The following is a 12,346-nucleotide window of genomic DNA, read 5'->3' as shown; positions in this document are numbered from 1 at the left end:
TGGTGCGCCGCACCAGTTGGGCGGCGGCGAATTTCGTCAACTCAACCGCAGACCCGGACGCCCTCGTTATTTCCCGCCAGGATTGGCAACGCGTGCTGAATCAACTGGCCTCGACTCCCTGAAATGGCCAAAGTCGAGGTCGTACGCTATGGCGGTGGTCACTGGGCGCGAAACATCCGGTCGACCGAGCATTATTTCCGCCCCGGCCTCACCTGGCCGCGGCGGACCAGCAGCGGCCTATCCATGCGTGCCATGCCGGCGGGCTGCATCTTTGCGGACAAGGGACCCGCCGCCTTCGTTGAAGGCGATGACCCCCAGACCCTGCTGACGCTGCTCGGCGCGGTCAATTCGGCGCCCTTCGGTGCCCTAGTTGAGCTGCAGCTAGCTGCCGCAGATGCTGCCGCCCAATCCTACGAGGTCGGCCTGATCCAGCAGACCCCGGTCCCCCCGCTGACGACCGACGACGGACGACCGACGACCCACGCCCAAACCCTGTCCACCCTGGCCCATCGCGCCTGGTCCCTAAAACACGCCCTAGACACCGCCACCGAGACCTCCCACGCCTTCCTGCTGCCGGCCCTGCTCCAGGTTCCCGGCGAGGACCTGGCCGCCCGCGCCGCAGCCTGGTCCGCTCGGGTGCAGGCCACGGAGGCGGAGCTTGCCGACATCCAGGTGGACATCGACGACCGCTGCTTCGCGCTCTACGGGATCGACGGCGAGGACCGAAGGCGCATCGAGGTCGGCCCCGGCGGCACGCTCGATGCGGCGCCCACCGATCCAGGCGAGGACGGGGGCGAGGATGGGGGCGAGGACGACGAGGGCCCCGGCGCGGTCGCCGACCCGGCCCCGCTGACCGCCTTGCTGGTCTCCTGGACCCTCGGTGTCGCCTGCGGACGCTTCGACCTGCGGCTCGCGACCGGCCAGCGCGCCGCGCCCGCTGCGCCGGGACCCTTCGACCCCCTGCCAGTCTGCCCGCCCGGCCAATTGCAGAACGCGCAGGGCCTGCCGGCAGGAGTCGATGACCTGCCCGCCGCGTATCCCGTCGACATCCCTTGGGACGGCATCCTGGTGGACGATCCGGGGCATGAGCGCGATCTCGCCACGCGCAGCCGCGCTGTCTTCGATATCGTCTTCGCCGATGGCGCGGACGGCACCTGGCGCGAGGCCGCCGAGATACTCGAAGGCCGAGGGAATGACCTCCGGGCCTGGTTCGCGCGGTCATTCTTCGCGGACCACATCAAGCGCTACTCCAAGAGCCGCCGCAAGGCGCCGATCTACTGGCAACTCGCCACCCCTTCCGCGAGCTATTCGGTTTGGCTCTATTACCATCGTTTCACCAGGGACACCCTGTACAAGGTCCTCAACGACTCTGTGACCCCCAAGCTCCAACACGAGGAGCGCAAGCTGATGGGGCTGGCCCAGGGGGCCGGCGGAACCCCGACCGCCAGCCAGCGCAAGGAGATCGCCGAGCAGGAAGGCGTTGTCGAGGAGGTCCGTGCCTTCCGGGAAGAAGTCGCCCGGGTCGCGCCCCTCTGGAATCCTGATCTCAACGACGGCGTCATCATCAATTTCGCGCCCCTGTGGCGCCTGGTGCCGCAACACCGCGCCTGGCAGAAAGAGTGCAAGGACTGCTGGGACAAACTCGCCGCCGGCGACTACGACTGGTCACACCTGGCCATGCACCTCTGGCCCGAGCGGGTGGTACCCAAATGCGCCACGGACCGCAGTCTCGCCATCGCCCACGGGTTGGAAGACGTATTTTGGGAGCAGTCGTCAGATAGTCGTCGGTCATCGGTCGTCAGTCGTCGGCGGGGCACGGACTCGCGAGGCAACGACGCTTTGGCCGGCGACCGGCGACCGACAACTGACGACCGCTCTGCTGACGACGGACGACCGAAGACCGACGACGAAAAACCCGGTAAATGGCTGCCCCTCAAGGTTGCGCAGGCGGAGGTGGATCGCCTCATTGCGGAGCGCACCTCCGCCGCGGTCAAGGACGCGCTGAACAGTCTGCTGGAGTCCCCCGCGCCGGTCACTGGCCGCGGCGGTGGCCGCCAGTCGTCCACACGCGCCCCGGTTCGTCGCGTTCCTACTGCCCCGAGGTCAGGTGACGATAGACCAGGCTCCAGACCTGCAACGGGTTTCGCCGCCCCCGATCCGGTCGTGCTGGAGGCCGTCAAGCAGGTCATCGCCGCTGCTGCGGGTGCGACCAGCAAGTCCGAGATCCTCGCCGCTACCAGCCTCACCGACGCCCAGTGGAACCTCGCCATCAACGCCTTGCTCACCGCGGGCACGGTCACCAAGACCGGCGCCGGTCGCGGAACCCGCTACCATCTGAACCCTGAACCCCGAACTCCGAACTCCAACCCTGAAGACTGACGACTCAAACCGGAGCCCCGAGCATGACCCATCAGATGATCATCGACTACGACGACGACGTGTTGGCCAATGTCGCGCTCTCGCCTGCCGAGTTTGCCGAGGAGGCGCGTCTCCTGCTTGCGGCCAAGCTCTACGAGCAGGGCAAGTTGTCTTCCGGGCAGGCCGCGAAGCTGTGCGGCAAGGGTCGCGTCGATTTCTTGTTGTCGCTCGCACGGGTTTGCGTGCCGATGAGCAATCTACGGCCGGACGATGCCGAACTGGAAATCGACTTTGCTCTCCATGGATAAGGGTATCGTCATCAATACGATGACCGAGGACTTTCAGCCACGCACCGATATCGGTCGACTGGCGCTCGCGGCGCGAAAGGCGCACCTCGCGGACGGGGGTAAACTGCGCAGTGCCGACGAGATCAGCGAAAAGGTTAGCCGCCGTCGCGGTGGTCTGTATGATTTAACCGCTGTCGATCTGGAGCAAACAGCAAAGTCCGTCACCATCGCTGAGACGCGCGAGAATGCAGGAGACGGAAGACCCCAAGCCGAGTCGGACCTGATTCCGGTTGGTGACAGCGTACCACCCCGAACCGCGTTGTGGGCTCGTCTGAACGCCTTGCACAATCAGGCCGCTTGCAAGGGTGAACTGCCTGCGCCCATGTCGTGGGACCAAATTCTCGCTGAAGTACTAAAGCGCCGGGGAGAGCAGGAACGCTAACTCCGAACTCCGAACTCCGAACTCCGAACTCCAAACTCTGATCTGGCCAACGCCGACAACCAGTAGGCTCGATTCTCATGCTCCAATACCTACAATTTCAGGACGTCGGTCCCGCTCCGCACATGGAAATCGAGTTCCAGGAGCGCATGAATTTCCTGGTGGGCGATAACGGGTTGGGGAAGACCTTCCTGCTGGACGCAGCCTGGTGGGCCTTGACCCGGACCTGGGCGCGGCAAAAGCTCATGCCGCATCGCCCCCCGACCAAGCCGCAGATCACCTACCGCTACACGAAAAAAAGCGGAGGGCCTTACGCGTATACGAGCAGGTTCGATCGGGAATCCGAGCACTGGCCACTGGCCCAGGGGCGTCCGCCGATCCCGGGATTAGTGCTCTACGCCCAAGTCGATGGGGGCTTTTCGGTGTGGGACCCGGCGCGCAATTACTGGAAGGGTGAGAACGCCGACCGGCAGTCCGCGTATCTATTTTCCCCGCAATCGGTTTGGGATGGGTTGCCGCTCAACGAGCCGATCAAGCACTGCAATGGCCTGATCGCGGACTGGGCGAGCTGGCAGCTTGAAAACGGTAAGGCATTCGAGCAGTTGCAGAGCGTCCTGCGGGCACTCTCGCCCGCGGACGAGGAGCCGTTGGAGTCCGGCGCCTTGGTGAAGGTCTCTCTGGGCGATGCGCGCAAGCACCCGAGCATCAAGATGCCCTATGGCTTGCAAGTTCCACTGATCCATGCCTCCGCGGGCATACGCCGCATCGTCTCACTCGGCTATCTGCTGGTGTGGGCATGGCAGGAGCACCTCGCCTCGGCCGAGCTTCAGGGGGTCACGCCCGCGCGGGAGATCGTTTTTTTGATCGACGAAATCGAAGCCCACCTGCATCCCCAGTGGCAGCGCTGCATCGTCCCCGCGCTTCTGGATGTCATGGCGGCGCTGACAGGAGAGCATACGATCCCCGTTCAGTTGATCACAGCAACTCATTCGCCTTTGGTGCTCGCATCCTCGGAGCCGCGCTTCGACGATCGCAAGGATGCCATCTGGGAGCTGGATCTGACCCACGGCGAGGTGCAGCTCCGTGCATTTCCATGGAGTCGCCGGGGTGACGCCAATGCGTGGTTGACTTCGTCAGCCTTCGACTTGAAGGAGCCCAGGTCTTTGGAGGCAGAACGGGCAATCACTCAGGCACTGGCGTTGCTGCGACAGGAGTCCCCGTCTCTCGCGGAAATCGACGAGGTCGATGCAGCTTTGCGGGGAGTGCTAAGCGACATCGACCGGTTTTGGGTCCGCTGGTCCCACTATCGGGAATCGCAGAAGGGGCAGGACAGTTGATCAGGGTGACGCCGGCTCCTGAGCCATCAGATTTCGACGCAAAGGTGCGTCAGCCCGGATTACTTGCCATCGCCGAGATGACTGGTCAGATGCCAACCCATCCGCGCAAGTCGGGAAAGGCAGTCGAGCCACGAACCCGCAAGGAAGTCCAGCCCGACGGCACCAGCATTTCCGTCCGGATCGACCGTCCGGAGGACCTGCCGTCGTCTGAGTTCAAACCCTATTGGACCGAGGCGATCGATGATCTGATGCGAGCCTACGACGAAGTCTGTGCCTATTCGTGCTTTCGCATTCACCCGGTGACGGGAGCGGCTTCGGTCGATCACATGGCGCCGAAGTCGCGTGCCTGGGATCGCGTCTACGAGTGGGATAACTATCGCCTGGCCGCCGCCCGATTGAACGCGCGCAAGAACGCTTTCGGGGATGTGCTCGATCCGTTCGAGGTGCAAAACGGCTGGTTCGAGTTAGAACTCGTCGGATTCCAGGTTCTTCCGGCGTATGGGCTGACGCAGGATATTCACGAACAGGTGCAGAACACGATCGATAGGCTCGGGCTGAACGACTTCCGATCTTACCGCGAGGAGGACGCCGTGAGCTATTGGGAGGAACAGGTTTCATTTGCCCGGTTGATGAAGGAGTCGCCGTTCGTCGCGCTGGAGCTACGCCGTCAAGGACGGTTGCTCGCTGGGGACGCCTGATGCACGCTTTCCACGACTATCTCTGCGAGCACCTGGACGATCTGCTGCGCAAGCACTCGGTGGTCGTCTTCTACGATCCGCGCAGTGAGTTCAGGCCCTTTTTCGACCGGGAGTTGGAGCCGCTTGACGGCGATCGGCTGCCGCGGGTGACGATTGGTTCCAGCTCCGCCTTGCTTGCCCGCTATGAGGGCAGCTTCTTCGGTTTGCGCGCGGCGGTCGAGCCGGTCGTGGCGGCCGACCAGCCGGAACCGCTGCTCCTGTATCTGCCGGGCATTGCCAAGGACCGCCTTGGTTCCGTGCTGATGGAGCTGGAGCGGGCCGGGACCTGCTACGAGCCGCAACTCAAGCGGCTGGCGCTGAATGTGTTGCGCCAGCGGTTCACTGACGGGCAGATCGACGAGATGCTGCGGCCGGCTAACCTGACCTACGACGATATCGTCGCCTTTCTGGGTCAGGGGGGACAGGTGGCCTCGGTACTGCATAGCCTGTTCGGCGGTGCCCAGGCCGAGGCTCTGCTCTCACACTGGCTGGCGTCCGCGGACAGGGATGAGGTCTTGGTGGAAAAGGAGGCGCTACCGGAATTGCTCAAGCTGATCAGGGTCCGGCTGGGTCTGGAACTCCCGACGGACACGCGTGTGTCAAAGGCGCGGGAGCGGACCTGCCGCTATTGCCTGGTTAATGAGTTTCGTGCCGATCTCTCTTGCGAGCCGCCAAAATCGGTCGGCCTGGTTCCCGTACCACCCGGCAAGGACCAGGCCGAGCGCATTCGCGACGTGGCGCAGCGGCTGCGAGCCGGTTATCCGGATGCCTACGCGGGCCTAGCCGACGCGGTGGAGCAGGGCCTGGGGCTCGCGGGGGCCGCGTTGGAGGCGATCCACCTGGGGTCCATCGACACCTTCCGGTTCGAGGAAGAGCGGTTGCTGGCCCATGCTGCGGTCTTGATCGCCGGCAAGGACTACGCCGCGGCGCTGGCCATCGTCACCGCGCGCGGCCGGAGTTTTTGGGTCGACCGTGAGTGGCGCCGCCAGGCCCAGTGGGAGGCCTGCCGGCTGATGGCGGAACTGGGGCTGGAACTCGAACGGGTGCGCGCGGCGCTGGGCCGGATGGGGACCGATCCCGCCAAGTGGCTCGCCGCCTATACGGCTGAGGACGGTTGGCACCGGGCGGACGGCCTGCAGCGACGGCTGGAGGCCTGGGTCGCGAAGATGGACGATGAACCGGAAGCCGAACAGGCGCTGGCGGTCATCCGCCAGGAACATGAGCACCTGCTGCGGACCATGGCGGACGGTTTTGCCAAGGCGCTGTCGGCATCCGCCTGGACCGTGCCCGGGGCACTGCACCAGACGCGCATCTATCCGGAGGTGGTCCAGGCCATGGGCGGGCGGGTCGCCTGGTTCTTCGTCGATGCGATGCGCTACGAGATGGGTGTGGAACTGGCGCGCCAGATCGAGGGGGCGAAGGATCTGCGGGTGCGGGCGGCCGTCGCCGCCCTGCCGTCGATCACCCCCGTAGGCATGGCGGCCCTGCTGCCCGGGGCCTCGGCCAGCTTCGACCTGACGGACGCCAAGGGGAAGCTCGCCGCGCGCATCGAAGGCACCGACATGAAGGACTCCGCGGAGCGGATGCGCTTCCTCAAGGCCAAGGTGCCCGATGCCGTGGAGATGACCCTGGGTAAGCTGCTCGGCAACGCCCCGCCGAAAGTCAGAAAGGAGATCGGCAGCGCCTCGCTCGTTGTGATCCGCTCCCAGGAGATCGATTTCGCCGGGGAAACGGACAGCGACCTGCTCGCCCGGCAGGTGATGGACTCCGTGATCGGCAACCTCGCACGGGCGGTTCGGAAGCTCGCCGCCGCCGGCATCGAGCACTTCGTCATCACCGCCGACCACGGTCACCAATTCGCCATCCGCAAGGACGACGACATGAAGACGGACAGTCCCGGTGGCGTCACCCTGGACCTGCACCGCCGCTGCTGGATCGGGCACGGGGGCAGCACGCCGACCGGGACCGTGCGGGTGGCCGGGGCTGAGTTGGGTTACCACGCCGACCTGGACTATGTCTTTCCGACCGGGCTCGGGGTGTTCAAGGCGGGTGGCAGCCTGAGCTTCCACCACGGTGGATTCAGCCTGCAGGAGTTAGCGATTCCGGTCCTCAGCCTGCGCCTGGCCGCGGGTAAGCCGGCCGAGGTGGTTGGCGTACAGGTCCGCATTGAGGGGTATCCGCCAGCGGTGACCAACCGTACCTTCGGGCTCAAGCTGGCCGCGGCGGGTGATCTGCTGGCGACAGAGCCGATTGCCCTGCGGGTCCTGTTGATGGCTGGCGCCGAAGAAGTCGGCCGCGCGGGGATGGCGCTCGGCAGTGCATTCGATCGCGATAAGGGCATCCTGACCCTGGCGTTGGGTGCGGAGGCGAGTGTGGGCATGATGCTGACCAACGATGCCTGCCAGTCGCTGCGGGTGGTGGTGCTGGATGCCCACACGGACACCGTATTGGCCGAGTCCGACGAACTGCCCGTAAAGCTGGGGATCTGAGATTATGAGCCAAGACACCATGGCGCGGGACGCGCTCGACGACAAGGTCAACCGGGTCTTCGCCGGCAAGGTGGTCCGCAAGGACCTGGTCCGTAAGGTCAAGGTCGGCGCCAACGTGCCGGTCTTCGTCCTGGAGTACCTGCTTGGCAAATACTGCGCCTCGTCCGACGAGATGGCGATTCAGATGGGGCTGCAGGTGGTCAACGACACCCTGGCGGACAATTACATTCGCCCGGACGAAAGCACGAAGGCCCAGAGCAAGGTCAAGGAGGACGGTCGGCATACCTTTATCGACAAGGTGAAGGTCCGCCTGGTGGACTCCCAGTACTGGGCGGAGGTCACCAACTTCGGGCACACCTATGTGCACATCCCCGACCGCTACGTGCGGGACTTCGACCGGCTCCTGACCGGCGGCATCTGGGCGCAGGTTGATATGCGCTTCGAGTATGACGAAGAAACCAAGGGCAGAAATCCGTTCTGGATCGACAAGCTCACGCCCATCCAGCTCGCGAGCTTCGACCTTGAGGAGTACCGCCGGTTGCGCGCCGAGTTCAGCACCGATGAGTGGCTGGATCTGATCATGCGCAGCATGGGGTACGAACCGACGGTGATGGAACGGCGGGTCAAGCTCTTGTTTCTGTGTCGGCTGATTCCCTTGTGCGAGCGCAATTACAACCTGGTCGAGCTGGGTCCGCGCGGCACCGGCAAGAGTTATGCGATCCAGGAGCTGTCGCCCTACGCGGCCCTGCTCACCGGTCCGACGACGGTGGCGAATCTGTTCGGCCACATGAACGGCAAGCAGAAAGGGATGCTGATGATTTGGGACGTGGTCGGTTTCGACGAGGTGGCCGACCTGCAGAAGATGCCCAAGGAGGTCATCACGACGCTCAAGACCTTCTGCGAGTCCGGCCAGTTCCAGCGCGGCCAGGAGGCCATGGCGGGGTATGCCAGCATCGCGATGTTTGGCAACACCCAGCAACCGATCGATGTCATGGTCCAGACGGGACACCTGTTCGCGCCCATGCCGGAGGTGATCCGCGACGACATGGCCTTCATCGACCGGCTGCACTTCTACCTGCCGGGTTGGGAAGTGCCGAAGATGCGCAACGAGCACTTCACCGATCACTACGGGTTCGTCATCGATTACCTGGCCGAGGCCCTGCGGGAGCTGCGCAAGCACAATTTTACCGAGATCATCGACCACTATTTCTCGCTGGGCGCCCACCTGAACGCGCGTGACCGTAAAGCCGTCCGGCGCACCGTCTCGGGCCTGGTGAAGATCCTGCACCCTCATGGGCAGGTATCTCAGGAGGACCTCGCCGAGCTGTTGGAGCTGGCATTGGAAGGACGGCGCCGGGTGAAGGAGCAGCTCAAAAAGATGGGTTCCTTTGAGTACTACCAGACCTCTTTCAGCTATCTGGTCAACGACAGCGGTGAGGAGACCTTTGTCGGTGTGCCGGAGCAGGGTGGTCGTGGGCTCATCTCCGCCGACCCGCTGCCGCCCGGTACGGTCTATGCCGCTTCCGTGAGCGGTGAGGGCACCGTTGGTCTCTGCCGCGTCGAGGTGACGTTATCCTCGGGCACCGGCAAGCTCAAGCTCGCCGGTGGCGTAAGCGGGGCGACGAAAGCGTCCGTGAGCCGGGCCTTCAGTTACCTGTCCGCAAACAAGACCCTCTTCGGTGTGCCGCGGGAGCTCGACACCTCGGACTTCCACGTCGAGGTCATCGACCTTCTCGGCAACAAGGTCGAGGCCGAGATTGGCGTCGCCTTCTTCGTCGCCGCCTACTCGGCGCTGCGCAAGTCACCGTCCCAACCCGCGCTGCTGGTGCTGGGCGACCTGAGCATCCAGGGCAACATCAAACCCGTGCGCTCACTCACCGAGCCCCTCCAGGTCGCCATGGACAACGGCGGCAAGCGAGCGCTGATCCCGATCGAGAACAAGCGGCAGTTCCTGGACGTGAACCCGGACGTGCTGGAGCAGGTCGACCCGGTGTTCTTCGGCGATATGCGCCAGGCGGCGTTTAAGGCACTTGGCTTGACATGATCGGGCGGGTGCTCATGATCGATGCTCACGTGTGTAGGGGCGACTGAAGTCGCCCCTACAATCGCCCCACAATCGCACCTACTGCGAAGGAACATCAGCCACCCCGGACGAGAAAGTTCCCCGTGGGAGCGGCGTCCCGCCGCGATGCGGTGCCGCGGCGACCGCGAGTGCTGCGGGGTTGCCGGACGTACCGGCTGGTCATGGAATCCCCAACAGCTTGTGGGTCTGGAGGCTCAGCCGCCAACGGGGATGGGCCTTGCAGTAAGCAATGGCGCGCGAGGTGTTGGCGGCGAGGTCCGGGCCGTCCATCGGCTGCAGGAAGTAGTGCTGGAAATCGAGACCGAGGAAGCGCTCGGGGGGTGCCGCCGGTTGGGGGTAGACGAGCTTGAGCTCGTTGCCGGCCTGGAGCACCAGGGGCGCGGTCGCCTTGGGGCTCACACAGATCCAGTCGATACCGGGCGGGGCGGGCTGGGTGCCGTTGGTCTCGCAGGCAATCTCGAACCCGCGGGCGTGTAGGGCCGCGATCAGCGATGTGTCCAGTTGCAGCAGCGGCTCGCCGCCGGTGCAGACGACGTAGGGGCGGACACCGGGGGCGTCGGCGCCGGTCCAGGCGGCGTGAATCCGGTCGGCGAGCCGGTCTGCGGTCGGATAGGCGCCGCCGCCGAGTCCGTCGGTTCCGCGGAAGTCGGTGTCGCAGAAGGTGCAGACCGCCTGGGCGCGGTCCGGCTCCCGTCCGGACCAGAGGTTACAGCCGGCGAACCGGCAGAAGACGGCCGCGCGTCCGGTCTGGGCGCCCTCTCCCTGGAGCGTGTAGAAGACCTCCTTGACCTGGTAGCTCATGACGGCAGGGCAGGGTCCAGTTCGCCCCAGCACAGGGCCGCCCCGCAACCGGGCGTCTCGTGCAGATCAATGCGGTCGAGTTGCGGTAAATCGGCAGCCACCGCCTCGCGAATCCACCGCGCCAGGCTCGCCGGGTCCGCATCGCGCAGTTGCGGCAGGGCGTCGAGGCGGTGGTGGTCGAGCCGCGCGTAGACCGGCTGGAACAGGGCCTTCACGTCGCCGTAGTCGAGGGTCCAGCCGAGCACTTGATCCAGCGGTGCGGTCAGGTGCAGGCGCAGCAGGTAGCTGTGACCGTGCAGGCGCCGGCGCGGGTCCCCGTCGGGGGCGCGCTGCAGTTGCAGGGCGCCCTCGAAGCGTTGCTCCTTCCAGATGCGATAGTGACTGCCGTCATAATGACAGCCCGCGGTCGCGGTCTCGTAGACGGTGATCCAGGACAGTGCCGGCAAGGTGGGTTGGATGCGCTGCCACAGCCAGCGAGCGAGCAGTTCGCTCGTGGGGTTTTCAAGACCGGCGATGTCGTTGAGGCAGGCGTAGTGCAGTTGCGCATGGAACGGCGCCCAGACGACGGCGAGGTGGTCGAAATCGACCCCCATGTCCTGACCGCCCAGATCCTGATCCGCGTGCAGGATGACCTCGAAGCCATGACCATGCATGCGTCCGCACTGATGCCCTTCAGGTACATGGGGCAGCCGGTGGGCGGCCTCGAACCGGAAGCGACGCCAGACGTGGACCCGGTCCGCCGCGTCCAGATCCGCCCCCTGGTCCCGCGTGCTCTGGATGCCAACGGTCTCGATCCCGCTGACCGCGAGGCGCTGGCGTATCCAGCGGGCCAGGTTCTCATCGGTCGGAATGGCGAGGTGCTCGTTCAGGTTCCGGTAGTTCAGGAATGCCACACAGGCTTCCAGCGCCTGGGCGAGGGCGCTGGTCTCCCCGCCTGGGAAGGGTGCCCAGTCCTGCGGGAGCGCCGCGCGGACGCGGGCGGTGAAGCTGTGCCCATGGAGGCGCCGGGCGCGGTGACCCTCGGGGAGAATGGCGACGCGGCGGGCGGATTCGAAGGGGGCCGCGGCGACGTGAAACAGGCGCTCGGTCATCTCAGGATCCTGCGAATCGCGTGATGAGGGGGGCGGGCGACCGATAGTTGAGTGGTGCCTCGGTCGTCGCCGCAGTGGTGGGAGCGCGGACCCGACCGCTGTTCAAGAGCGTAACACGGATGAGATCGCTCCGGCCAAGCGGCGCTCCGGGATGCCCATGCCCGCAACGGGACCGTCGCGACTCATCGCCGCGGGCAGACCGAGCTGGCCGTGCAGTCCGTTCATGTAGCTCAGCAGCAGATTGATCTGGCCAAGCAATTCTTCGTGATCGTCGAACTGCCACCCGATCATCCCCAGCCGGGTTTGTTCCCGGTTGCCGCGGGATGGGCAGTGGCGCACTGGCCCAGCCCGTCCGCGTGGACCGTCCCGGTGCCAGCCCCCGCCCCTGGCGGTCGTCGGGTGTCGGCTCATCAAGCGGAGTGAGCAGTTCAGGTCTCGATAAGAGCACCTCGTCAAGCCGAGTGTGCCGCCAGGGTGCTTTTTTCCACCGACCCAAAAGTGTGTATAATTCACCTTTTTTACGTTGGGACAATCGCGCGACTGCGCGACCTTGAGGAATGCCGACTTTAGTGTTCCCCGGCGCCAGCAATTCCGAATTTGGGCGACATCGCGCTGCCCTAAGGTGGATGCGGCGCGCGCGACCTCCGTGCCGGGGTCCTGACACCGAGCGGCGCGCCTTATCCACCCTACAGCGGAGCAGGTTCTGTAGGGTGGATAAGCGTAG

Annotated in this window: 10 protein-coding genes; 7 read left to right on the top strand and 3 right to left on the bottom strand. The window is 65.1% G+C overall.

What is annotated here, in order from left to right:
* The first annotated feature begins 123 nt into the window (after positions 1-123).
* The 7 genes from QZY03_RS10750 to brxL all read left to right on the top strand — a co-directional run bounded on the left by QZY03_RS10750 (position 124) and on the right by brxL (position 9,691).
* Entirely contained in the window at positions 124-2,379 is a 2,256-nt protein-coding gene (locus QZY03_RS10750) for a hypothetical protein (protein WP_295580835.1), read from the top strand.
* Between the two features lie 23 nt (positions 2,380-2,402).
* Positions 2,403-2,666 carry a UPF0175 family protein gene (locus QZY03_RS10745; RefSeq protein WP_295580833.1) on the top strand — a complete coding sequence of 88 codons (264 nt, stop codon included), beginning with the start codon at positions 2,403-2,405 and terminating at the stop codon, positions 2,664-2,666.
* Positions 2,659-3,087, top strand: coding sequence for a hypothetical protein (locus QZY03_RS10740; RefSeq protein ID WP_295580831.1), 429 nt, complete (start codon positions 2,659-2,661; stop codon positions 3,085-3,087). The genes QZY03_RS10745 and QZY03_RS10740 overlap by 8 nt, the downstream gene beginning before the upstream one ends.
* Before the next feature lie 77 nt (positions 3,088-3,164).
* Positions 3,165-4,421: an AAA family ATPase gene (locus QZY03_RS10735; RefSeq protein WP_295580828.1), complete on the top strand. Its 1,257-nt coding sequence runs from the start codon at positions 3,165-3,167 to the stop codon at positions 4,419-4,421.
* A gap of 5 nt (positions 4,422-4,426) precedes the next feature.
* Positions 4,427-5,119: a hypothetical protein gene (locus tag QZY03_RS10730; protein ID WP_295580826.1), complete on the top strand. Its 693-nt coding sequence runs from the start codon at positions 4,427-4,429 to the stop codon at positions 5,117-5,119.
* Positions 5,119-7,647 (top strand): PglZ domain-containing protein, encoded by a 2,529-nt coding sequence (locus QZY03_RS10725; protein WP_295580824.1) that lies wholly within the window; start codon positions 5,119-5,121, stop codon positions 7,645-7,647. Before QZY03_RS10730 ends, QZY03_RS10725 begins: the two co-directional genes overlap by 1 nt.
* 4 nt (positions 7,648-7,651) lie before the next feature.
* On the top strand, positions 7,652-9,691 hold the full coding sequence (gene brxL, locus QZY03_RS10720) for a protease Lon-related BREX system protein BrxL (protein ID WP_295580822.1): 2,040 nt from the start codon (positions 7,652-7,654) through the stop codon (positions 9,689-9,691).
* A gap of 198 nt (positions 9,692-9,889) precedes the next feature.
* Here the strand turns inward: brxL and queE are convergent, their stop codons facing one another.
* From queE to QZY03_RS10705, 3 genes are all read right to left on the bottom strand, one after another.
* Complete coding sequence (gene queE, locus QZY03_RS10715) at positions 9,890-10,531, bottom strand: 7-carboxy-7-deazaguanine synthase (RefSeq protein ID WP_295580820.1); 642 nt, start codon at positions 10,529-10,531, stop codon at positions 9,890-9,892.
* Complete coding sequence (locus tag QZY03_RS10710) at positions 10,528-11,622, bottom strand: 6-carboxytetrahydropterin synthase (RefSeq protein ID WP_295580818.1); 1,095 nt, start codon at positions 11,620-11,622, stop codon at positions 10,528-10,530. Before QZY03_RS10710 ends, queE begins: the two co-directional genes overlap by 4 nt.
* Positions 11,623-11,724: 102 nt before the next feature.
* Positions 11,725-11,961, bottom strand: a complete 237-nt coding sequence (locus QZY03_RS10705) for a hypothetical protein (RefSeq protein ID WP_295580816.1) — start codon at positions 11,959-11,961, stop codon at positions 11,725-11,727.
* Positions 11,962-12,346: the final 385 nt, after the last annotated feature.

The organism is uncultured Lamprocystis sp., assembly GCF_903933125.1.
Lineage (GTDB): Bacteria > Pseudomonadota > Gammaproteobacteria > Chromatiales > Chromatiaceae > Thiodictyon.
This window is presented reverse-complemented; position numbering and strand designations above follow the sequence as displayed.